18 protein-coding genes are annotated in these 21,987 nt (G+C 70.1%); 10 read left to right on the top strand and 8 right to left on the bottom strand.

Going from position 1 to position 21,987, the window contains the following annotated elements:
• Positions 1 to 341: 341 nt before the first annotated feature.
• The gene (locus tag NL114_RS03850) at positions 342 to 965 is read left to right on the top strand and encodes an AAA family ATPase (protein ID WP_254823480.1); all 624 of its coding nucleotides are present in this window, start codon (positions 342 to 344) and stop codon (positions 963 to 965) included.
• A complete protein-coding gene (locus NL114_RS03845) occupies positions 962 to 1,375 on the top strand; it encodes an RNA-binding domain-containing protein (RefSeq protein WP_254823479.1) in 414 nt (137 codons plus the stop codon). The genes NL114_RS03850 and NL114_RS03845 overlap by 4 nt, the downstream gene beginning before the upstream one ends.
• A gap of 42 nt (positions 1,376 to 1,417) precedes the next feature.
• On the opposite strand, the gene NL114_RS03840 is transcribed toward NL114_RS03845, so the two are convergent.
• Complete coding sequence (locus tag NL114_RS03840; RefSeq protein WP_254823478.1) at positions 1,418 to 2,581, bottom strand: polymer-forming cytoskeletal protein; 1,164 nt, start codon at positions 2,579 to 2,581, stop codon at positions 1,418 to 1,420.
• 175 nt (positions 2,582 to 2,756) lie between these two features.
• Here NL114_RS03840 and NL114_RS03835 point away from each other — a divergent pair, with 175 nt between their 5' ends.
• The gene (locus NL114_RS03835; RefSeq protein ID WP_254823477.1) at positions 2,757 to 3,665 is read left to right on the top strand and encodes a rhomboid family intramembrane serine protease; all 909 of its coding nucleotides are present in this window, start codon (positions 2,757 to 2,759) and stop codon (positions 3,663 to 3,665) included.
• 24 nt (positions 3,666 to 3,689) lie between these two features.
• On the opposite strand, the gene NL114_RS03830 is transcribed toward NL114_RS03835, so the two are convergent.
• Entirely contained in the window at positions 3,690 to 5,627 is a 1,938-nt protein-coding gene (locus tag NL114_RS03830) for a sensor histidine kinase (protein ID WP_254823476.1), read from the bottom strand.
• 110 nt (positions 5,628 to 5,737) lie between these two features.
• On the opposite strand from NL114_RS03830, the gene NL114_RS03825 reads away from it, so the two are divergent.
• The 4 genes from NL114_RS03825 (at position 5,738) to mtnP (ending at position 9,803) form a co-directional block, all read left to right on the top strand.
• The gene (locus NL114_RS03825) at positions 5,738 to 6,511 is read left to right on the top strand and encodes an endonuclease V (RefSeq protein WP_254823475.1); all 774 of its coding nucleotides are present in this window, start codon (positions 5,738 to 5,740) and stop codon (positions 6,509 to 6,511) included.
• 49 nt (positions 6,512 to 6,560) lie between these two features.
• On the top strand, positions 6,561 to 7,652 hold the full coding sequence (locus NL114_RS03820) for an aldo/keto reductase (RefSeq protein ID WP_254823474.1): 1,092 nt from the start codon (positions 6,561 to 6,563) through the stop codon (positions 7,650 to 7,652).
• A gap of 129 nt (positions 7,653 to 7,781) precedes the next feature.
• A complete protein-coding gene (locus NL114_RS03815; protein ID WP_254823473.1) occupies positions 7,782 to 8,795 on the top strand; it encodes a matrixin family metalloprotease in 1,014 nt (337 codons plus the stop codon).
• Positions 8,796 to 8,948: 153 nt separating this feature from the next.
• Complete coding sequence (gene mtnP / locus NL114_RS03810) at positions 8,949 to 9,803, top strand: S-methyl-5'-thioadenosine phosphorylase (protein WP_254823472.1); 855 nt, start codon at positions 8,949 to 8,951, stop codon at positions 9,801 to 9,803.
• An 11-nt stretch (positions 9,804 to 9,814) separates the two neighbouring features.
• Here the strand turns inward: mtnP and NL114_RS03805 are convergent, their stop codons facing one another.
• The 6 genes from NL114_RS03805 to NL114_RS03780 form a co-directional block, all read right to left on the bottom strand.
• A complete protein-coding gene (locus tag NL114_RS03805; RefSeq protein WP_254823471.1) occupies positions 9,815 to 9,982 on the bottom strand; it encodes a hypothetical protein in 168 nt (55 codons plus the stop codon).
• 135 nt (positions 9,983 to 10,117) lie between these two features.
• Positions 10,118 to 11,179: a segregation/condensation protein A gene (locus NL114_RS03800; RefSeq protein ID WP_254823470.1), complete on the bottom strand. Its 1,062-nt coding sequence runs from the start codon at positions 11,177 to 11,179 to the stop codon at positions 10,118 to 10,120.
• 12 nt (positions 11,180 to 11,191) lie between these two features.
• Entirely contained in the window at positions 11,192 to 14,788 is a 3,597-nt protein-coding gene (gene smc, locus NL114_RS03795; protein ID WP_254823469.1) for a chromosome segregation protein SMC, read from the bottom strand.
• 23 nt (positions 14,789 to 14,811) lie between these two features.
• Positions 14,812 to 15,123, bottom strand: coding sequence for a DUF7518 family protein (locus NL114_RS03790; RefSeq protein WP_254823468.1), 312 nt, complete (start codon positions 15,121 to 15,123; stop codon positions 14,812 to 14,814).
• Between the two features lie 96 nt (positions 15,124 to 15,219).
• Positions 15,220 to 16,884 carry a CocE/NonD family hydrolase gene (locus NL114_RS03785; RefSeq protein ID WP_254823467.1) on the bottom strand — a complete coding sequence of 555 codons (1,665 nt, stop codon included), beginning with the start codon at positions 16,882 to 16,884 and terminating at the stop codon, positions 15,220 to 15,222.
• Between the two features lie 75 nt (positions 16,885 to 16,959).
• On the bottom strand, positions 16,960 to 19,020 hold the full coding sequence (locus NL114_RS03780; protein ID WP_254823466.1) for a CocE/NonD family hydrolase: 2,061 nt from the start codon (positions 19,018 to 19,020) through the stop codon (positions 16,960 to 16,962).
• Positions 19,021 to 19,199: 179 nt separating this feature from the next.
• Between NL114_RS03780 and NL114_RS03775 the strand changes: the two genes are divergently transcribed.
• The 3 genes from NL114_RS03775 (at position 19,200) to NL114_RS03765 (ending at position 21,979) form a co-directional block, all read left to right on the top strand.
• Complete coding sequence (locus tag NL114_RS03775; protein ID WP_254823465.1) at positions 19,200 to 20,069, top strand: hypothetical protein; 870 nt, start codon at positions 19,200 to 19,202, stop codon at positions 20,067 to 20,069.
• An 80-nt stretch (positions 20,070 to 20,149) separates the two neighbouring features.
• Positions 20,150 to 20,899: a 4-phosphopantoate--beta-alanine ligase gene (locus tag NL114_RS03770; RefSeq protein ID WP_254823464.1), complete on the top strand. Its 750-nt coding sequence runs from the start codon at positions 20,150 to 20,152 to the stop codon at positions 20,897 to 20,899.
• A 117-nt stretch (positions 20,900 to 21,016) separates the two neighbouring features.
• Positions 21,017 to 21,979, top strand: coding sequence for a sulfide-dependent adenosine diphosphate thiazole synthase (locus NL114_RS03765; RefSeq protein WP_254823463.1), 963 nt, complete (start codon positions 21,017 to 21,019; stop codon positions 21,977 to 21,979).
• Positions 21,980 to 21,987 lie beyond the last annotated feature (8 nt).

The raw sequence follows: 21,987 nt of genomic DNA, 5'->3' as shown, positions 1-21,987 counted from the left end.
CGGGCCGGGAGCGCGTGGCCGACCGCAAGGGAGGCCCGCGCGACCTGGGGAAGGGCAGGGACGCCGCTCCGTGCAACGTTCCCTGTTCCTGGCGGACTCGAAGGGCGAGCGGGCTCCGGGTCAACTGACGACGCAAGCACCGCAGCGCGAGCGAAGCGAGCGCGAGGCGCGCAGCGAGTCAGGGACCCGGAGCGCGCGAGGGCTTCGGAGGCGTCGTTGTCGTCGTCCAAGTCATCCTCGGCATCGTTGGCATCGACACCAGCATATCTTGCTCACCGGATGTCGCGCCACTCCCAGAACGTAGCCGTTAACCCCGAACACGCAGAACCCCACGACAACCAATGCGTGTCATCGGAACCGTCGGGCTGGCTGGGAGCGGCAAGGGCGAGTTCGCCGAGGTGGCCCGCGAGGCCGGCGTCCCGGTCGTCACGATGGGCGACGTCATCCGCGCGGAGTGCCGGGACCGCGGGCTCGACCCCGCCGACCACCACGGCGAGGTGGCCCAGGCGCTCCGTGCCGAGAACGGGCCCGCGGCCATCGCGGAGCGCTCGCTCCCGCTCATCCGGGAGGCCCTGGAGGAGAGCGACGTGGTCCTCGTGGACGGCCTCCGGTCGGACGTGGAGGTCGACGCCTTCGAGGACGCCTTCGGCGACGCCTTCTCGCTGGTGAGCGTCGAGGCGCCCTACGACGTCCGTGAGGAGCGCATCACCGACCGCGGGCGGGACAACACCGACCGCGAGACGCTGGCCGAGCGCGACGCCCGCGAACTCGGCTTCGGGATGGGCCGGGCGATGGACCGCGCGGACCTCGTCGTCGAGAACGTCGACTCGCTGGAGCGGCTCCGCGAGCGCGCCCGCACCGTCATCGAGGAGGGTATCGATGCCGTCGAGCCCGACGACGGCTTCGACTGGCGCGAGAGCCCCGGTGCCGAGGAACGGCCGTCGGGGGAGGTGGGGGAGTCGTGACTGACGTCTACAGCGTCGACGTCCAGATCACGGCGCCCGTCATGCCGACGGAGGTGACCGACCGCGTCCGCGACGCCGTCGAGAACCTGTTCCCCGAGGCCGACATCGAGGAGGGCCACGGCGAGCTGCTCGCCGAGGCCCACAGCATGGAGACGTTCTCCGAACTCCTCCACGAGGAGGCCATCCTCGACACCGCGCGCGGCCAGTTCCTCGCGGACCGGCAGGGTGGCACCTTCTCGTTCGACCTGAAGAAGCAGGCCGCCTTCCAGAGCGTGGTCAACTTCGCCGTCGGCGAGCCCGCGGAACTCGGCGACATCCACGTCCGCGTGACCGTCCACGAGCCCTCCGTCGAGGCGTACATCGACCACGTCGCGCCACGGACGGAGGACGGCAGGCCTGTCGAGGACTGAGCGCCGTACAGCAGGTATCGGAATCGGGCGGGAGAACAGTTCTCAGCGCTTCTCCGCCTCGGCGATGGCGCTGGAGAGGCCGTGGCCGTTCGTCGCGGGCTCTGGGGCGGAGGTGCTGTAGTCCGGGTCGCGGGGCTCCTCGTCACCGTCGCCGTCGTCGGCCGTGGACCCGCCGTCCGCCCCGTCGACCCGGCGGATTGCGGGTGTGAGGTCGCCGCTGGCGGTCAGCTCGTCCGGACTGGTCGCGGAGCGCACGGCCGGCGTCGCGTCGCCGGACACCTCGCGGGGTGAGACCGTCGGCTCGACGCGCTCGATAGCGTCGGGCGGGTCGGGCGGCGCGCTGGCCGCCTCGTCGGCCGACTCCTCCTCGCCGTCGTCCCGGGTGATGTTCATCGCGCCGCGGGCGCGGATGGCGCCGTCGACCTCCGCGTCGTCGTGGAGGTCGACGTTCTCGCCGGCCACGTCGCCGCGGATGTGGGCGTCCTCGGCGATGGTCACGTCGCCGCCGCGCGTCGTCACGTCGCCGTGGATGACCGCGTCGGCGGCCACGGTGATGTCGCCCTTCGCGCGGAGCGAGCCGAACAGCTCGGTTCCCTCGCCCACGTCGATGGACTCGGCCCGGAGGTTCCCGTGGAGCCGGCAGTCCGCGCCGACCGTCGCGGGCGTCGAGACCTGCCAGGCGTCGTCGGAGACGCGCGCGCCCCGCGGAACGAGCACGGGCTCGTGCTCGCGGTCGTCGGTGAGGAACTCGTCGACGACCTCCTCGGCGTCCTCGTCGCGCCCCAGCCGCAGGAGCTGCGAGAGGTAGACGAACAGGAAGACGATAGTCGGCATCGGGTTCCGGATGACGATCCAGCCGTTCGCCTCGAAGCCGTCCTCGATGTCGACGTCGTCGCCGATGTCGAGGTCACCCGAGACGATGAGCTGGCCGGCGACGTGGACACGCTCGCCCAGATACGCGTCGCCGCCGACGAGGACGTTCCCGCCGACGTCACACCAGACGTCCAGCCGACACTCCCCGTCGGCCTCGATGTCGCCGCCGAAGCGGACCCGCTCGCCGGCGTAGACGTTCCGCCCGCGGACCCCGAACTCGACGGTCGACTGGCCGCCCACGACCACGTCCCCGTTCGCGACGAGGTCGTGCTCCTCGACGGTCGTGCCGTCGGGGATCTGCAACCGGTCCAGTGGGTCCGAGCGGATGGACACGCCGACGGATTGGCACACCTTCAGCATAAACCCTGACGGCGCGCACGCCGAGCGTCTGACGCCCGTGTGACGCGCCGGGCCTGCCTACTCGGACCCGCGGCCGGCAGCCGGGGCCATGCAGTGCCGTCGCCGGGGACCCCAACCCATTTGCGTGGTCCACGCCACTCCCGACGTAATGGCGAACTGTGCCGTGTGTGGCAAGCACGTGGATATGCCGTACCGCTGCAACCGGTGCGGTGAGAACTACTGCTCGGAGCATCGACTCCCCGAGAACCACTCCTGTGCGGGCCTGAACGACTGGAACGACCCCGACGGCGTGTTCGACTCGGGCTTCGACGACGGCGTGAACGAGCGCGGCGGCTCCGGCGGGTTCCTCTCGGGGCTCACCAGCACCGGCGGCCCGCTGAGCTACTTCCGGGGGAACGTCTCGTACCTGTTCCTCGCCATCATGTTCGTCGTCTTCATCCTGGAGTTCCTCGTCATCTTCCTGGCGCCGGGCCTGTTCCGGGACATCTTCGTGCTCACGTCCGAGAACCCGTTCTACGTCTGGACGTGGGTCACGTCGGTGTTCTCACACTCGCCGAACACGTTCTTCCACATCATCGGGAACGGTATCGTGCTGTACTTCTTCGGGCCGGTCGTCGAGCGACGTATCGGTTCGAAGCGCTTCGCCGCGCTGTTCCTCGCGACGGGCATCATCGCCGGCCTCGCGCAGATCGCCTTCGGCTTCGCCATCGGGAGCCCCATCACGGGCGTCCTGGGCGCCAGCGGTGCCATCATGGCGATTCTCGGCGTCCTGACGGTCCTGAATCCGGGGCTGAAGGTCTACCTCTACTTCATCCTTCCCGTCCCCATCTGGTTGCTGACCCTGGGCTACGCCGCGCTCTCCGTGGTCGGCGTCCTCCCGACGAGCGTGGGGGGCACCACCGCACTGGGCAACGTCGCGCACATGGCCCACCTCTCCGGCCTCGTCCTCGGCCTGCTCTACGGGCAGTACGTCAAGGGCGATGTCCGGAGCCCAAGCGAGGTCTCACTCGGGGGGCGTGGCGGCGGTCGCCGGGGCGGCGGTCGGGGGCCGTTCTGAAGCGAATCGCCGTGCGACTGCCGGTCAATAGACCGTCACACCGGTCACCTCGAACCGGGCGCCGCCCCCGCTCCCCTCGGTGACCTCGATGTCCCAGCCGTGGGCCTCGGCGATGGTCTGGACGATGCTGAGACCGAACCCGGTCCCCTCTCGCTCCGTCGTGTAGCCCGCCTCGAACACGGACCCGCGCTTCTCCGGCGGGATGCCCGGCCCGTCGTCCTCGACGTAGAACCCCCGGGGCAGCGACCCGACGGTGACGGTCACGGGGTCGTCGGCCGTGGTGCCGTGCTCGACCGCGTTCCGGAAGAGGTTCTCGAACAGCTGTGTGAGCCGGCTCGGGTCGGCCTCTATCGTCGTGTCCGTCTCGACCGCCAGCCGGGCCTCCCCGGTTTCGACACCGGCCCAGCAGTCCCGGACGTGGTCTCCGAGGTCGAACGACTGTGGCTCGTCGATGGCCTCCCCCTCGCGGGCGAGCGTGAGCAGGTCGTCGATGAGCGTTCCCATGCGGTCGAGTGCCGAGTCGATGGTCTCGACGCTCTCGTGGTCGCACTCCTCGCCGACGAGGTCCAGGTGGCCGCGCGCCACCGCGAGCGGGTTCCGGAGGTCGTGGCTCACGACGCTCGTGAACTCGTCGAGCCGCTCGTTGCGCCGCTCGAGCGCGCGGCGACTCTCCTCCAGCTCTCTGGTCCCCTCGATGCGGGCCAGCGCCACCTCCACGTTCGCGGCCAGCACCTTCCCCAGCGACACCTGCCAGTTCTCGAGCGGGCCGGTCGTCGTCGACCCGGCCATGAACACTCCGTACTCACCCAGCGGGAGCACCATCTCGCTCCGTGTCGGGGCGTTGGGGCCGCCGGGCGCGACCCGGACCTCGTTGAACACCTGGGGCTCGCCGGACTCGTAGACCTCCCGTGCGAGTCTCGTCCCGGTCTTGAACCGCGGAAGTGGTCGCGAGGCAGCTTCGGCGGCCGCGCTCGCTGCCGTCGAGATCAGCTCGTCGCGCTCGTCGTCGTGGAGCCAGATGGTGTTGAGCCGGAGGCCGAGGACCTCCTCGGCCGCATCCGTCGCCTTCCGCGCGGCCTCCTCCTCCGTCTCCGCCCGGAACAGCTCCCGCGTGGCGTCGTGGAGTCGCACCAGCCGCTCGCGGTGCGTCCGCCGGCTGGTGACATCGCGGGCGACGCAGGCGACGGTGTCACGGTCGTCGCCGTCGGTGACGGGCCATCCGCTCAGCCACACCCAGCGTCCGAACCCGTCGTCGGGGTTCGCCCGGAGTTCGAATTCGACGGGGTCGCCGTCGGCAAGTCGGTCGAAGCCGTCGCGGAGCGCCTCGCGGTCGTCGGGGTGGACCACCTCGATGACGGCCCGTGGGTCGTCGACCAGCTCCTCGGTATCCTGTCCGAACAGGCGCTCGTACGCCGGATTGACGTAGAGCGTCTCCGAGTGCTCCGGGTCGAACAGCCACGCGGCCTGGTCGCCGGTCGCGAGCAGGCGTGCCGGCGCGTGTCGACTGCGAGCCGCTCGCCCGCGCCACGCTCCCAGGACGAACCCGGACGCCCCGCCGAGGCCGCCGGCGACCACCAGCCAGGTGGCCCGGAGCTCTCCCGGAACCGGTACCGGGTCGGCCGGGCCGGTGCCGACGACGAGCCAGGCCAGCGTGGCGGCACCGACCCCGACGCCCGCCAGGTACCAGCCACCGACGTGCCGCCAGTCGGGGTCCGGGTACGCCGTCCGTCGCAGCCCGAGCGCGCCCAGTAGCACCAGCACCGACGGTCCGGCGCTCACCCCGGCCGCGAGGAGCAGCCGTACCCGCGGCCCGCTGATTCCGGGGTCGACGGGGAGCCGTCCGGTCGCGGCGATGTAGCCCCCCGCGAGGACGTGGAGCCCAGCGACGACGTAGACGCAGAGCTCGAACGGTGACGGTCGGTCGCCCCCCTGCGACCGTTGGCGTGACGCGCGTGCACTCACCACGTGACTTGTCCCCCGATACTCCCCGTTTTGCGCGTCCGATAATAAGTATCTGTACCGTACTCGCCTCCCGACAGGTTCCTCTGGGTGCCGGTCGAACGCCGCCGCACATGCGCGAGCCGCCAGCCCGCTTCGACCCGGACCCGACGCTCGGTCGCGAGGAGATGGAATCGCTCCAGCGCGACATCGCCGACGCGGCCAGCTTCACCGACGACCTCTCGTTCGACCCGGAACGGGTGGGCGAGGCCGGCCCCGATGCGCCGCTCGTCGCCGGCGTCGACCAGGCGTTCCGAACGGACCGTGACCCCGAGCAAGCCGTCAGTGCCGTCGTCCTGTGGCGCGGTGGCGAGGTCGTCGAGCGTGCCCACGCCGTCGCCGACTGCGAGCTGCCGTACATCCCGGGGCTGCTCTCGTTCCGGGAGGCGCCCTCCATCCTCGCGGCGTTCGCCGAACTCGACCGCGAGCCCGACCTCGCGCTGTTCGACGGGAGCGGGCGCATCCACTTCCGGCAGGCGGGGCTGGCGACCCACGTCGGCGCGGCGCTGGACCTGCCCAGCGTCGGCGTCGCCAAATCGTTGCTCTGCGGGACTCCCCGCGAGTCCGTGGCCGCGCTCCCCGAGGGCGCGCGCGTGCCCATCGAGGTCCGCGAGGGTGACGACGTGGACGCCCTCGTCGGGACGGTCATCGGCTACGCCTTCCAGAGCCGCCAGTTCCCCGACTCGAAGCGCATCAATCCGCTGTACGTCTCGCCCGGCCACCGCGTGAGCGCCGGGACGGCCGTCGACCTCGTCGAGCGCTGCGGCGGCGACTACAAGCTCCCCGAGCCGACACGGCTGGCCGACGCGTACGCCGACGAGTGCAAGCGCGCGGGCCGCGACGGGTAGCCGCCCGAACGTCAGACCTACCCCGCCACCACACCAATCCCCGCTACCGATGGTCACCAAGGAGGCGTCGTGGGCGTACCGCGACGGCGTCGACGAGGAGTTCGCGCGGACCTACTTCCGCCGGTTCGGGCCGGGCGTCGTCTCCTCGGTCGGCGTCGGCACCTACCTCGGCGACCCCACGGACGAGCAGGACGAGCGCTACGAGACGGCGGTGCGGCAGGCCGTCGAGTCCGGCGTGAGCGTCGTCGATACGGCCGTCAACTACCGCGCCCAGCGCTCGGAGCGCGCGGTGGGACGGGCCATCGAGGCCGCCGATGTGGACCGCGAGGCCCTGCTGGTCGCGACGAAGGGCGGGTTCGTCCCGTTCGACGGTGCCCAGCCCGACGACCCGGCAGCGTACGTCCGCGAGGAGTGGTTCGAGCCCGACCACGCGAGCCCCGGGGAGATGGTCCGGGGGAACTGCCTCTCCCCGCGCTTCCTGAGTCGGTCGCTGGACCTGTCGCTGGAGAACCTCGGGCTGGACACGGTCGACCTGTACTACGTCCACAACCCCGAGACGCAGCTGGCAGAGCGCGACCGCGAGACGGTGTACGACCTGCTGGAGGACGCGTTCGTCCGGCTGGAGGAGCGCCGCGAGGCGGGCGACCTGCGCTACTACGGTGTCGCGACCTGGGAGTGCTTCCGGGTCCCCCAGGACCACCCGAACTACCTCTCCCTGCCGGAGGTCGTCCGGCGCGCCCGGGCCGCGAGCGACCGCGCCGACACGAACGCGACCGGCTTCCGGGCGGTACAGCTGCCGTTCAACGTCCACATGGCCGACGCGTTCACCCGTGCGGCCCACGACGGGCCCGAGGGGCCACAGAGCGCGCTCGCGTTCGCCCACGAGGCCGGACTGGACGTCTTCGCCAGCGCGCCGCTGAAGCAGGGCGCCCTCGCTCGCGAGGGCGCCATCCCCGACGACGTGGCAGCGAAGCTGGCCGGCGAGACGCCGGCCCAGCGGGCCATCAACTTCGCCCGCTCCGCACCGGGCGTTACCGCCGCACTCGTCGGGACGGGCAGCCCGGAGCACGTCGCCGAGAACGTCGGTGCCGGCCGGTACGAGCCGCTGGGTGCCGACGCCTTCGACGCCACGTTCGAGTGACCCCGTCGCCCGTGACCTGCCCGACTGAACGACCGGACAGCCGTGTGCGACCGTCTCACGCGGCTCTGGGGGGTGCTCAGACATCAGTGGCCGCAAGCCCCATACGCACCCGTCTCCTATCCACGACCGATGAGGCAACGGGCGGTCTCGCTCCTGGTTGCGGCGCTCCTCGTCCTCTCGGGCTGTACGCTCGGACCCGGGGGGCCGAGCCTCGACGACGGTGGCGGCGACCCCGTCTGGACCGGCGACGAGGATAACCCCTTCCGGCAGGAGACCCTGACCGTCGCGGTGGTCGGGTCGGCCAACGAGTCGCGTGACTTCACGCCGCTCGTCCGCCAGGCGCTCGACTACTGGGAGGCCAACAGCGAGCAGTACGCGGGCTACCCCATCGAGTACCGACTGGTCGCGAACGATTCCGACCCGGACGTACGGGTCACCTTCGTCGAGTCGGTCGCCGCGTGCGGGACCGAGGAGCACGCCGCGGGCTGTGCGCCGGTCATCACGAAGCCCGGCCAGTTCGACCCACCCGTCAGCGTCGAGGTCAGGACCGGATTCTCCGACGAATCGACGGTACAGGTGCTGAAACACGAGTTCGGTCACTCGCTCGGGCTGAACCACGGCGACGCCCCGCAGGCGGTGATGCAGGCGTCCTCGACGCTGACCACGCCGCCACAGACGGACGCGAGCGAGCGGGCACTCCCCTGGCGGTCGGAGACGCTCTCGGTGTACGTCGACGTGTCCGCGCTCCCGGCGAGCGAGCGCGACGAGGCCCGCCGGCAGGTGCGTGGCGCGCTGGGTTACTTCGCCGACGGCGCCGAGGGCACCGTCCCGGAGAACGTCAGCTTCGTCCGGACGGACAACCGCACTGCCGCCGATATCACCATCCGCGCGACCGACGAGTCGCCCTGCTCGACCTCCTCGGGCTCGTGTGGCTATCTCCTCGGGTCCGACCCGGACGGCGACGGCGCCCGCGAGTGGTACACCCGGCTGGAGATCACCGTCACCGACCTCGACACCGAGGCCGTCGGCTGGCACGTCGGCCGCTGGCTCGGCGTCGGCTTCGGGCTGGAGGGTGAGGAGTACCCCGAGCCGCTCCGCGAGGGCGCGTCCTACTCCGAGCGCCGGAGCGACTGGTGGGAGTAGGCGACCGTAGCTCCGGATTTCTACCGGTTCTGGTCGATATACCGGTAATATCCCGAACTGCCGGGTAATCTCCGGGTTACGCAGGCTGTTCGCGAAGCTCTCCCTGTCTTCCCGACACCTACAATCAAGTACATCCCGGTCCCCAGCCAGGGTATGACCGTCGGCATCATCGGTGGCAGCGGGGTGTACGAGGCGCTGGACCTGGAGCAGGAGGCGACCCAGTACGTCGACACGCCCTTCGGCGAGCCGAGCGGCCGGCTCACGGTCGGGCAGCTGGCGGGCGAGGAGGTCGTCTTCCTCCCGCGACACGGCCGCAACCACTCGCTCTCCCCGACGGAGGTGCCGTACCGGGCGAACATCCACGCGCTGAAGCAGGTCGGCGTCGAGCGCGTCCTCTCGACGAACGCCGTCGGCAGCCTCCGCGAGGACCTCCCGCCCCGGACCCTCGTGGTGCCGGACCAGTACTTCGACCGGACGAAGCAGCGTCCGATGAGCTTCTTCGGCGACGGCGTGGTCGCCCACCTCTCGATGGCCGACCCGTACTGCCCGCACACCCGCGAGCATCTCGTCGATTCAGCCGACGCGACCGACGCCGACCTCGCCGACGGAGGGACCTACGTCTGCATCGAGGGGCCGCAGTTCTCGACCCGCGCCGAGAGCGAGTTCTACCGGTCGAACGACTGGGACATCATCGGCATGACCACCGTTCCCGAGGCGAACCTCGCGCGGGAGGCCGAACTCTGCTACGCCACGCTGACCGGCGTCACGGACTACGATGTCTGGCGCGAGGAGGGCGTCACGCTGGCGGAGGTCCAGGAGAACGCCGCGGCCAACGAGGCCGCCATCAACGCGGTCCTCGAGCGGGCCATCCGGACGCTCCCCGACGAGCGGGACTGCGATTGCGGCTCGGCGCTCGCCGGTGCCATCACCACGCCGTCCGAGGCCATCCCGGTCGAGAAGCGCGAGCCGCTGGAGCTGCTCGCCGGGGCGTATCTGGACGAGCGGTAGGGCTCACGGGCTCACTTCTGATATGCGCCGCAGTCGACACACTCGAAGGCGTTCACGTCCGTCTCGGACACGTACGGGTCGCTCGACCCGCCGTCGTAGTCCTCGATGTACGACTCGAGGTCGTCCCAGACCCGTGTCGGTGCCAGGTCGCCGCCGCATCTCGCACAGACGAGTGCCATGTCCCCGCGGCGGTCGCCCGGCGCCTACCCGTTTCGGTTCGTGACCGACCGCCAGCTGTCGGCACTCCGAGAGAAGCGCACGGACCGCTTCGGCCGGCGCGACCGGAGAGCGGTGGCCGGACGACCCACGCCCGCTCAGTCCGCGACGGCCTCCTCTGTCCCCTCCACGGCCGCCGGGTCCTGTACCCAGAGGTCGCCGAACGTCTCGTCCTGTTCGAGGCGGACCTGGCCACGGTGTGCGAGAAAGAGCAGCCCGAGGAACGTCTGGACCTTGCTGCCGCCGGCCTCCTCCACCTCGGTGAACAGCACCTCGGCGCGGCCCTGGTCGTACTGCTCACGGAGCGCCGTATAGACCTCCGTGATGATGTCCTCCATGTGCTCGTCGTGTGCGGTGCCGGTCACGTCGTCGACCGTCGGCTCCTCCTCCATCCGGAAATCGTCGCCCGAGCGGTAGTCCAGGGTCTGGGTCCCGCGGCTGTAGCCGCTGGGTGAGCCGCTGGTGTCGTAGGTCCGGGACTCCTTCCACCGGGACTCGCGCTCGCGCTCGCGGAGCTCCCGGACCAGCTGGTCCAGGGTCTGGGGCATCCCGCGGGCGTTCTTCCGGTCGAGCCGGCGCTCCATCTCCTGCTCCAGCCCGGCGATGGGGTCGACCGACGGGTCGCCCGCGGCCCCCTCGGCGTCGGCGGGACCGTCCTCCCAGGCGACTTCCCAGGGCTCGCGCTGGTCCGCCTCCCAGGCGTCGTCGTCATCGTCGGCGAGCATCGCGTCGCTCTTCATCCGCAGGAGCACGCTCGCGTAGAACAGTGCCCGCCCGCCCGTCCGGATGTCGGCCTCGTCCAGCCGGTCGAGGAACGCGTCGGTGACGGTGACGATGTCGATGTCCCACGGGTCGATGCGGTCCTCGTCCGCGAGCTGGACGAGCATCTCGACCGGCTCGACACCCTCGTCGCCCCCGACATCGCTCTCGTCGACCGCCTCGACCTCCTCGGCGACGGAGAAGCCGCCGAAGCCGGTATCGGGTTCGTCAGCTGCCGAGTCGTCGGGGCCGAGTCCGGGAACGTCGACCGACGGCTCGCCCGGTTCGGCCGCGTCGCCCGATTCGTCCGTGTCACGGCCGCCGTCGCCCTCGTCATCCTCGCCGGGGCGGGTCCGGTCCTCGTGGCCCGTGATGTTCAGCGGGATGTCGTCGTCGCTCATATCGACCACCCGTCAGTCATCCGCGACCACCTCGTCGTCCGCGTCGGGCCCCTCCTCGGAGAGGTCGATGCCGGTGACGGCGGAGACGTTGTCGTCCTGCATCATCACGCCGATGGCGCGCTCGGAGCGCTCCAGCAGCGCGGCGCGGTGCGAGACGACGATGAACTGCGCGTCGCCGGCGAGTTCGTCGACCATCTCCCCGACCATCTCGGCGTTGGCCGCATCGAGGAAGGCGTCGACCTCGTCCAGCGCGTAGAACGGCGCCGGGTTGAACCGCTGGATGGCGAAGATGAACGCCAGCGCAGTCAGTGATTTCTCGCCGCCGGACATGGCTGCGAGCCGCTGGACCGGCTTGTCCCGTGGCTGGGCCTTCATCGTCAGGCCGCCGTCGAACGGGTCCTCGCGGTTCTCCAGGTGGAGCTCACCCGAGCCGTCCGAGAGCTTCGCGAAGATGCGCTGGAAGTGGTCGTTGATGCCCTCGTAGGCCTCCATGAACACCTCGCGCTTGCGCTCCTCGTAGCCCTCGATGCGCTCGCGGATGCCGTCGGCCTCCTCCTGCAGGACCTCGCGTTTCTCCTGCAGGTCCTCGAGGGCGTCCTGAACGGTGTCGTACTGGTCGATGGCGCGCATGTTGACCGGCTCCAGCTCGGCCATCTGGTTCTCGAGTTTGGTGATCTGCCCCTTGACGAAGCCGTGGTCGGGAATCTCCTCGGCGTCGTAGTCGCCGACCTCGTCCTCGAGTTCGTCGACCTCCCACTCGAGGCGTTCGGCCTCGCCCTCCAGCTCCGAGAGGTCGGACTCGACCGACGAGACGGCGTCCTTCTGTGCGTCGCGTTCCTGCCGGGCCTCCCGCAACTCGTCCTTGAGGTCCTCGCGCTCCTCCTTCAGGTCCGCGAGCTCTTCCTCGAGTTCGGCGACGGCCGCCTCCTTCTCCGCGAGCAGTTCCTCCTGCTCGTCGATCTCGCCCTCCAGCTCCTCGACGGCTTCCTCGGCCTCCGCCTTCCGGTTCTGGGCGTCCTCGATGGTGTCGTGGAGGTCGTCGATCTCGTTCTCGGCGTACTGCTTCTCGAGCTGGAGCTGGTTCAGGTCGCCGTCGATGTCGTCCATCCGGTCCTCGAGGTCCGATATCTCCTCGCGGAGCTCGTCGGCCTCGGCGTTCAGCTCGGCGATCTCGGACTCCTCGAGCTCCGTCTCGAGTTCGGCGATTTCGGCCTGAACGGACTCGATTTCGGCGGTCTTCGCGGCGATGGTCTCCTCCAGCTCGTCCATCTCCTCCGAGACTGCCTCGCGTTGCTCCTCGATGTCCGCGAGTTCGGACTCCAGGCGCTCGACCCGCGCCTCGGTGTCGGCGATTTCGCTCTCGACGCGGTCGATCTCGTTCTCCACGTCGCGGACCTGCTCGGACGCGTTCGACTGCCGGTCACGGGCGTCCTCGAGCCGGTCCTCCACGTCGCGGATTTCCTCACGGAGGTCGCGACGCTGGTCCTCCAGTTCGTTGATGCGCTCGGCGACGCGCTCGATGCGGCCCTTGCCGCTCTTGGTGAACGAGTAGCGCGAGCCCGACGAGGAGCCGCCGGTCATCGCGCCGCTCTTCTCGACGAGTTCGCCGTCGAGCGTGACGAGCCGGTACTGGCCCATCAGGTCCCGTGCCGTCTCGATGTCCTCGACGACGAGCGTGTCGCCCAGCACGTACGAGAAGATACCCGAGTAGTGCGAATCGAAGTCGACGAGGTTGTACGCGAAGTCGACCACGCCGGGCTGGCTCGGGGCGCTCGGGAGCGAGCGGTCGTCCATCTGGTTGATGGGGAGGAAGGTCGCCCGGCCCGCGCCCCGCGATTTCAGGTGCTCGATGCCGCGCTGGCCGACGCCGTCGTCGTCGACGACGACGTGCGCGAGCCGCCCGCCGGCGGCCGTCTCACACGCGGTGGCGTACTCGCCGGGGACGCCGCCGAGTTGCCCGACGGTCCCGTGGACGCCGTCCATGTCGGCGTTGAGGATGGTCGTGACCGCGCGGCCGTAGGACTGGTCGCCGCTCTGCCCGGCGTTGGCCTCCAGCTCGGCGTACTCGGACTGCTTGGCCTTGATCTCGTCCTCGACATCGTCGAGGTCGTCGGTCAGCGACCGCTTCTCGGTCTTGAGGTCCTCGACGACCTCGGTGATGGTCTCGCGGTTCTTCTCGGCCTTCTCGCGCTCGGTCTCGAGGTCGGAGAGTTCCGCCTTCAGTTCGGGCAGGTCCGCCTCCGCCTCCTCGATGGCCTCGCGCTTCTCGCGCTCCTCGTTGGAGCGCCGGCGCGCCTCGTCGGTGAGGCGGTCCTGCTCGCGCTGCAGCTCGTTCTTCTCGTCTTTCAGCCCGTCGAGCTCCTCCCGCTTCGCGGCGAGGTTCTCCCGGAGCTCGTCGTACTCCGTGTCGATGGCCTCGATCTCGGCCTCGACCTCGTCCAGCGCCTCCTGCTTCTCGACCTCGTCGGCCTTCAGCGAGGACTTCTGGACCTTCAGCTGGCGGATGTCTCCCTCCAGCTCGTCGACCTCCTCGTTCTTGCGGTCGATCTTGACGAACGCCTGCCGGCGCTCGTTCTCGGCGGCCTCGATGCGCTCCTCGGCGTTGGTAATCTTGTCCTCGAGCCGGGATATCTCGCCCTTGATCTCCTCCATCTCGCGCTTGATCGCGAGCTGCTCGTCCTCGCCCTTGCGCTCGATTTCCCGGTTCAGCTCCGCGAGTTCGTCCTCCAGGCGGGTGACCCGTCCCTGGCGGCTGTCGAGCTCCTCGCGCAGCTCCGCCAGCTCCGCCTCTGTCTCCTCGATGGCCTCACGGGTCTCCTCTAGCTCGCTCCGCTTCGTCTCGAGTTCGGCGGCCTTCAGGTAGCCCTCGTACTCCGCTTTCTCCTCTTTCAGGTCGCGGTACCGGAGTGCGGTCTCGCGTTCGTCCTCGAGTTCCTCGAGGCGTTTCTCCTTCTCCTCGATACGGAGGTCGGCCTCCTCGATACGTTCCTGGACCGTCTCCAGTTCCTCGAACGCGTCGTCCTTCTTCGCGTCGAACTCGGCGACGCCGGCGATCTCGTCGATGATCTCCCGCCGTCGCCCGGCGGTCATCGTGATGATCTCGGTCACGTCGCCCTGCATCACGACGTTGTAGCCCTCGGGCGTGACGCCGGCCTGCGCGAGCAGGTCGCGGATGTCCGAGAGGTTCACCGAGCGACCGTTGAGGTAGTAGTACGAGTAGTAGGTGTCCTCGTCGGTCTGCTTGACGCGGCGGCGGATGGAGATCTCCTCCACGTCGCCGACGTCCTCGGTGCCCGCGGCGCTGACGACCTGCGAGCGTTCGAGGGTCCGGTCCTCGTTGGCGAGGATGACCTCCACGCTGGCCTCGCGCTCGCCGGAGAAGTCGTTCGCCTCGTCGTCGTGGCCGGGGTTGTATATCAGGTCGGTGAGCTTGTCGGCGCGGATGCCCGAGGTCCGGGCGAGTCCCAGGGCGAACAGGACGGCGTCGATGATGTTCGACTTGCCCGACCCGTTCGGGCCGCTGATGGTGGTGAAGTCCTGATAGAACGGGATGCGTGTCTTCCGGCCGAAGCTCTTGAAGTCGTCCAGTACGAGCTCTTTGATGTGCATGTGGGGCGCTCGTTGCCCCGCGTTCAGGCGACGATGATGTCGTCCGACGCGGAGTCCTCGTCAGCCTCCTCGCCCGCCTCGCTTTTAGAGTCGTCGGCCGATTCGACCGCCTCTTCGACCTCCTCCTGTGGGGCCTCGCGGCCGTTCTCCGCGCTGGGCTGGGTGCCGGTCGGCTCCGGGGCCATGATATCGCTGGTCGCGGGGTCCGGTTCGACCTCGGCCTCCAGATGCTGGATGCGCTCCTTGCATTCGACGAGTTCGTCGGTCAGGCCGTCGACGGTCGCTTCCAGCGAGCGCACTTTCGCCTCGAGTTCCTCGACCCGGTTGCCGGTCATACACCCACACGGTCCCTGCCGGCCCTTAAACCTGCGTCAGACACCCACACCGTGTCTGACGGGCGTCATCCGTCCCGGCGGCGGGCGGTTTCTCCACTACGACGTGGGGTCCGGCCGCGTCGGCACCCGCAGCACGGAGTCGTGCCCGACGGCCGCCCCGGCACTCTGCCGCGAGAAGTTGAACCCCGTGTCCGCGCCCGCAACCGTGTACCGGAGGCTGTCGCCCGGTTCGAGGTAGCGGTGGAACGCCAGCAGCTCCAGCGACACCTGCTGGACCTGCCCGGCGCCCTGTGGCCCCGCGGAGACACGCAGCGGCGTCACGAGGTCGTTGATGTGGGTCGCGCTGCCGTCCGCGCGGATGTGGTACGGCTTGAAGAACAGGAACGCCTCGTCGCCGAGCGGCCGGACGTTCAGGTCCAGGTGCGGCGCGCCCAGCACCTCGATGCGATCGCCGTCCTCGCTCGCGCCCAGTTCCGTCGCCGGGATGTCGAAGTCCACGGACGTGGCGGGCCCGTCGTAGCTGTCCTTCAGGACGTAGCTGTTCGATGTGGCTGGCCCGTTCGCGACCACGCTCTCGCCCTGCACGCCGGGGACCGTCTCGCTGGTGCCCAGCGGGACCGAGTGGGTGGTCGCCCCGCTCGGCGGGATGGCGTCGGCCGAGCGGTTGACCTCGTCCTGTGCGGAGTAGTAGGTCACGTCGTCGGGAAGGAGGCTCCGGAGTCGCTTCCGGCCCTTCGCCGCCACCCGCCCTCGTTTCAGGTGCACGTCGAGCCAGGCGCGCCGGGCCTCGTCGCTGATGTCGACCGTCTGCGTGTACTCGCCGTCGACGGGAATCTGCTCGTGGCCCTCGTTGTAGAACAGGAGCTTCGTCTCCAGCCCGCGTTCGCGGAGGCCCTCGTAGTTCCAGATGGCCTGGTTCGGGACGAACAGGTGGTCGGTCCACCCCTGGATGAACAGCGCCGGCGCGCTCGTCTCGGCGATGGCCTCCAGCTGGTGGCCGGGCGACCGGACCGCGAAGTACGACTCGGTCCCCTGCGAGAAATCGTTGAGTGCGAGGCCCTCTGCGATGCCGCGGTGGACGGCCGTGTCCAGTCCCTGCCGGAGGCCACGCACGTCGCCGGATTCGGCCTCGTGCTGGCGCGAGCCGCCGATGCCGACGCCGTACAGCCCGAGCCCCCACACCGTCTTGACGACGCCGTTGGGCTGGAGCGCGTAGTTCAGGTCGTGCCAGCAGATCTCCGGGACGAGCGCGTCCAGCCGGTCGTCGTGGGCGGCCGCGTTGAGCTGGATGCCGCCCGCGTACGACCCGCCGAACATCCCGACGACGGGGTCCTCGCCGTCCGGATCCTCGGTCCGGACCTTCGGGTGGTCCGCGAGGTGGTCGATGAGTGCCGACACGTCGCGGACCTCCTTCGGCCCGTCGACGCCGACGTTGCCGCCGGACTCGCCGAAGCCGCGCGAGTCGAACGTCAGCAGGACGTACCCCCGTGAGGCGTAGTCCTCTCCCTCCCCGAAGTTCTGATCGCGGCTCCCGCCCCAGCCGTGGGTCGCCATGACCGCCGGATACTCCCCGTCGGCCTTCGGTTCGAAGATGGTCGTCTCGATGCGTGTCCCGTCGAACGACCGGACGGTCACGTCCGCGCGCTGGACCTCGTACCCTCCCTCGGGTGGCGCCGCGGCGCTCGCCGGGACCGACCCCAGCGTCACGGCCCCCGCTGCCGCACCGAGCCCCCTCACGAAGTCGCGTCGGTTCTGTCGCATGCCCCTCCGTCCCGGTACTCCAGTATCGGCCTGCTGCCGCCGATGCAGGGGCGTTGAAGGCACGAACGGGCTGAATTACCGGTCAGCGCCGTCGAGCGTGCCCGTGGGGCCGCTGCCGAGCGTGCCAGCGGGGGCGTCCGGCAGGCCGCTCCCGGTGCCTGCGGGGTCGGCGTACCCGTCCAGACAGCGGTAGCCATCGGGTCCGCCACAGGCCGGTTCCGGGGGGAGCGGCTGGTCCTCGGGCCAGTCGACCATCGGAAACAGCACGCTCGAAGGGTGTTCGCTGTCGTGATAGACGGTGTTGACGCCGGGCGCCCGCGAGGGCTCGTAGCCCGACAGGCCGTCGGTCGCCGGCGGCGTGTGGACCCGGACGACGAGCCGGTGGCCGGGGTAGAGGACGTGCCCCAGCGGGAACACCTCCACGTCGTAGCGGGTCACCTCGCCCGGCGTCACCGGCTCGGGGTTCGTGTGTGGCCGGTACGGCCGGACGATGTCACCGGCGTGGTTGTACAGCGTCCGGTCCTCGTCGAGTTCGCGGTGGCTGGCCCGGAGTAGGCCACGCTGGAGTGGGGTTATCTGCCCCGTCTCGGCGTTCCGGTCGGCGATGCGGACGAACAGGTCCATCTCCGGCGCGGTCGTCTCGATGTACAGGGTGGCCGTGATGGGTCCGGCGACGATCCGCGGCTCCTCGACCGCCTCCGAGGTGTAGGTCAGCACGTCCGGCCCCTCGGCCATCGCCGGCCGACTCCCGGCCTCGGGGGCCTCGAAGAACCAGCTCTGACGCGGACTCCCGGTGACGTAGCGGTCCGGAGCCTCGTCACCGGGCGCCGTCGTCGAGAGCGCCTCCCCCTCGCGGAGGTAGTAACGCGTCCAGTCCGACTCGGGGACCGGATACCCGTCGAAGCCGAGCGTCGCCTCGGAGTCCGTGCCACGGTTGACGTGGAACTCGACCGGTGACTCGTCCATGATGCCCGTCTCCTTCCCGCGGAGCCAGTACTCGAACCAGCGGGCGGCGTCGTCGTCGGCGACGGAGAAGGCCGTCGAGTGCACACCGTTGGTGCCACGCAGGAGCTTCGGCTCGTCGTGGGCTGCCAGATTGCGCTGCGCTGCCGTCGGCGGACCGCGTCCCTCGGACGGGTGGTCCTCGCCCGGCGTCGGACCGGGCTCTCCCGGCGGCGACGCGGGCGCCGGCGAGATGGCGTCGAACAGTTCCGGGCCGCCTCGGGGCCCGGTCTGCTCGTCCTGCCAGGCGTTGGCGATGTAGGTCGGGACCTCCACCTTCTCGGCGTAGGTGATCAGCGAGCGCGACCGCCACAGTGCGTCGTCGGTCCGGTGGGCGTACCACGTGGCCTCCTCGTGGGTCGGGTTGTGCTGGCCGCGGGTCGTGATATTCTGCATGCAGATCTCGTCCTGTGCCTGAGCCCCCTCGGCCGCGGACTGGTAGTCCGAGGACGGTCGCCGGCCGAGCGCCCAGAAACTCGGGAACACCGTGTTCGGCACGCCACCGGGGAAGACGACGCCCCGGTAGAGGTCCGCCGTGAGCATGTTCGCGCTCACCGCGGCCAGCGACGGCGGCTGCGTCGCGGCGATGAAGAAGGCCGTGAACCCGGAGTACGAGCCGCCGTACAGCCCGACGCGGTCGAGACTCCACTCACGGTCGGCCAGCCACTCTACCGTCTCGTAGCCGTCGAGCGCCTGCGTCTGACTGTAGAGGTCGAAGGTCCCACCCGAACAGCCCGTCCCGCGGAGGCTGAGGTGGGCACAGACGTACTCGTCGGGGAGTCCGGGCGGCGCCCGCCAGACGTGGTCCTCCTTCGTCACCGTCACCGCGACCAGCGCGCCGTCACGCATCCGGAGGTAGTGGGTCGGCGACCCCTGCGTGTAGCCGTCGGCAGTCACCACGACCGGACGGTCCTCGCCGGTGGGTGACTCGTAGTCGGACTTGACGTAGCCCCACTCCGTCTCCTCGAAGTCGTCGCCGTGGACGCGCCCGTCCGGTGGCGTCTGGGGGTCCCCCGCGGCTACTCCGGTCCCCAGCGCCGTCGTGGCCGCAGCGGCCGCGGTCGCGCGCCGCAGTACGCCGCGCCTGCTGATGCCGCCCGATGCGCCGTCCTGACCCCTCGCTCCGTCCCTCATATACAGCCACCGGCAGTACACTGTGGTAAAGTCGTACTGCCGTCGAAGCACGGAGGTATTTCCGTGTATTCGGCCCTGAGACGCCTGAATGTCGGGTCAGGGCGGACGGCTGTCCGGCTGCTCCGACCGGACCTGTTCGGCCAGAACGACTTTCCGCCGATGCCGACAGTTCCACCCCAATGTTCGGCGACCAGGAGCGCGTGACCGTCCGCGAGTTGATGACCGAGGACCCCCAGGAGGTCCACCCCGCGGCCACCGTCGCGGACGTCCGCGAGTGGCTCGACGAGAAGGGGTACACGGCGGCGCCGCTGGCCCGCGACGAGCCGCCGTTCATGTACGTCACGCGCCAGGGCCTCGCCGACGCCTCCGCAGAGGCCATCGACGACCCCGTCTACGAGCACGCCGAGCGCTTCGGGCTGGACGACCTCGTCGCGCCGGACCTGGGGTTCGAGGGGCTCCTGCGCGAACTGGAGGACCGACCGTTCTACTTCGTCGGCTGGCACGGCCGCGTCGAGGGCATCGTCACCCGCGCGGACCTGAACAAGCCCGCCGCCCACGCCTTCCTCTACACCCGGGTCGGCGAGCTGGAGATGCGCCTCCGCGACCTGCTGGACGCCGAGACCTCCTGGGCCGGCGCGCTCTCGATGCTCCAGCGCGAGGGCCACGGCGAGGAGACCGAGTACGACGCCGTCCTCGAGGAGTACGAGGCCCACGCCGGCTCGGACCTGCAGCTGCGGGAGATCGACTACACCACCTTCTGGCAGCTCACCCAGTGCGTCCGCGAGGAGGACGCCGCCGTCGAGCGCCTCCCGTTCGAGGACGGCGAGGCCGCCGCCGCCGCGCTCCACGACATCCGGGAACTCCGCAACCAGGTCGCCCACTACGGCAACGTCGTCCACAATCTCGATGCCGACACGCTGTCCTCGGGCCGGAACGTCCACGAACTGGAGGAGACCTACGCCGATATCGAGGCCACGCTGGAGGCGCTCCGCGAGTGGTCGGACCACGAGACGGGGCGGCGGCCCGTCGGTGCAGTGCCCGAGGAGTGAACGAAGAGGCCACGTGATGAGGGAGTGGGGCGCAGAACTGCGGCGCACCCCTTTTGACCCACGGTGCCGGTAGTCCGTGTATGACCGAGGTCGACGTGCCGGAGAGCCACCCGCGGTACGAGTCGCTGCTGACCCGCCACCGCATCGAGGCAGGCGTCGAGAAGGGTATCACCTCCCGGCAGGGACTCATCGCACAGGGACGGGGCGAGGCGTACGACTACCTCCTCGGTGAGCGCACCATCCCGTCGGCCGACGAGGCCGAGCGCGCCGCCGCCGCACACTTCCTCCTCGCGGAGCAGGCGGTCATCTCCGTCAACGGGAACGTGGCGGCGCTCTGCCCCGGCGAGGTGGTCGAACTCGCCGAGGCGACCGGCGCGGAGATCGAGGTGAACCTGTTCAACCGCACCCGCGAGCGGATGGAGCGCATCGCTGACCACCTCCGCGAGCACGGCGCCGAGGAGGTGCTCGGGCTGGAGGCGGACGGGCGCATCCCCGGGCTCGACCACGAGCGCGCGAAGGTCGATGCCGACGGCATCGGGAGCGCCGACGTGGTGCTCGTCCCGCTGGAGGACGGCGACCGCGCCGAGGCGCTGGCCGCGATGGGGAAGACGGAACTCGTCATCGACCTGAACCCGCTGTCGCGGTCGGCCCAGTCCGCGAGCGTCCCCATCGTGGACAACGTCATCCGGGCGGTCCCGAACATCACCGAACACGCCCGCAGCCTGCAGGGGTCCTCCGAGGCGGAACTGCGCGACATCGTCGCGGCGTTCGACCGCGACGCGGCGCTGGCGGCGGCCGAGGACGCCATCCGGAGCGGCGACCTGAACTGAGGGCGGCGACCTGTCTCCCGTGGAACCCGTTTCGATAGCGGCGGCACTCCCGGTTCCGCCTGGATGGTTCCCCGGACCCCAACGACTTTCAACCACTGGATAATATTCTAGGGTGGTATGCAGAACACGGAGCAGTTCGACGGCTTCAGCGACGCGAGCGAGGCACAGGTCACCCGCGCCATCGCCGGCGAGTGGCACGAGGAGTTCATGGAGTTCACGGAGAGTGATGTCATCATCGTCGGCGGCGGGCCCTCGGGACTGATGGCGGGCAAGGAACTCGCCGAGCGCGGCGTCGACGTGATGCTGCTGGAGAAGAACAACTACCTCGGCGGCGGCTTCTGGCTGGGCGGCTTCCTGATGAACAAGGTGACGGTGCGCGAGCCGGCCGACCGCGTCCTCGACAGCCTCGATGTCGACCACTCCCCGACCGACGAGGCCGAGGGGCTCCACGTCGCGAGCGGGCCCGAGGCGTGTTCGGGCCTCATTAAGGCCGCATGCGACGCGGGCGTCAACGTCCAGAACATGACCGAGTTCACCGACCTCGTCGTCCGGGATGATGACACCGCAGCGGCCGACGGCCGCGAGGGCCACCGCGTCGGCGGCGTCGTGATGAACTGGACGCCGGTCCACGCGCTCCCCCGCGAGATAACGTGTGTCGACCCGGTCGCCGTGGAGTCCGACCTCGTCATCGACGCGACGGGCCACGAGGCCGTCGCGCTCTCGAAGCTCCACGAGCGCGGCGTCCTCGACGTGGCGGGCATCGCCGAGGCCGAGGAACGCGCGACGGGGATGGACAACACGGACGCGGAGTCGTACGGCGCGCCCGGCCACGACTCGCCCGGCCACGATTCCATGCACGTCGCCGAGTCCGAGGACGCCGTCGTCGAGCACACGGGGGTCGTCCACCCCGGCCTCGTCGCGAGCGGGATGGCGGTCGCGACCGCGCACGGCCTCCCGCGGATGGGCCCGACGTTCGGCGCGATGCTCCTCTCGGGGAAGCGCGCCGCGCAGGCCGCGCTCGACGAGCTCGGCGTCGATGCGCCCGACGTGTCGACGGCGCCGGCGCCGGCCGACGACTGAGCTGTCCA

The sequence above is a fragment of the Haloglomus halophilum genome, assembly GCF_024298885.1.
Classification (GTDB): domain Archaea; phylum Halobacteriota; class Halobacteria; order Halobacteriales; family Haloarculaceae; genus Haloglomus; species Haloglomus halophilum.
Note: the sequence above shows the minus strand (reverse complement) of the source record. Positions and strands in the feature narration are given on the sequence as shown.

Bases quoted from the DNA above. Each gene is read 5' to 3' on its own strand.
- NL114_RS03850 (WP_254823480.1), top strand. From the start codon at position 342: ATGCGTGTCATCGGAACCGTCGGGCTGGCTGGGAGCGGCAAGGGCGAG.
- NL114_RS03835 (WP_254823477.1), top strand. From the start codon at position 2,757: ATGGCGAACTGTGCCGTGTGTGGCAAGCACGTGGATATGCCGTACCGC.
- NL114_RS03825 (WP_254823475.1), top strand. From the start codon at position 5,738: ATGCGCGAGCCGCCAGCCCGCTTCGACCCGGACCCGACGCTCGGTCGC.
- NL114_RS03820 (WP_254823474.1), top strand. From the start codon at position 6,561: ATGGTCACCAAGGAGGCGTCGTGGGCGTACCGCGACGGCGTCGACGAG.
- NL114_RS03815 (WP_254823473.1), top strand. From the start codon at position 7,782: ATGAGGCAACGGGCGGTCTCGCTCCTGGTTGCGGCGCTCCTCGTCCTC.
- mtnP (WP_254823472.1), top strand. From the start codon at position 8,949: ATGACCGTCGGCATCATCGGTGGCAGCGGGGTGTACGAGGCGCTGGAC.
- NL114_RS03805 (WP_254823471.1), bottom strand. From the start codon at position 9,982: ATGGCACTCGTCTGTGCGAGATGCGGCGGCGACCTGGCACCGACACGG.
- NL114_RS03800 (WP_254823470.1), bottom strand. From the start codon at position 11,179: ATGAGCGACGACGACATCCCGCTGAACATCACGGGCCACGAGGACCGG.
- smc (WP_254823469.1), bottom strand. From the start codon at position 14,788: ATGCACATCAAAGAGCTCGTACTGGACGACTTCAAGAGCTTCGGCCGG.
- NL114_RS03790 (WP_254823468.1), bottom strand. From the start codon at position 15,123: ATGACCGGCAACCGGGTCGAGGAACTCGAGGCGAAAGTGCGCTCGCTG.
- NL114_RS03785 (WP_254823467.1), bottom strand. From the start codon at position 16,884: ATGCGACAGAACCGACGCGACTTCGTGAGGGGGCTCGGTGCGGCAGCG.
- NL114_RS03780 (WP_254823466.1), bottom strand. From the start codon at position 19,020: ATGAGGGACGGAGCGAGGGGTCAGGACGGCGCATCGGGCGGCATCAGC.
- NL114_RS03775 (WP_254823465.1), top strand. From the start codon at position 19,200: ATGTTCGGCGACCAGGAGCGCGTGACCGTCCGCGAGTTGATGACCGAG.
- NL114_RS03770 (WP_254823464.1), top strand. From the start codon at position 20,150: ATGACCGAGGTCGACGTGCCGGAGAGCCACCCGCGGTACGAGTCGCTG.
- NL114_RS03765 (WP_254823463.1), top strand. From the start codon at position 21,017: ATGCAGAACACGGAGCAGTTCGACGGCTTCAGCGACGCGAGCGAGGCA.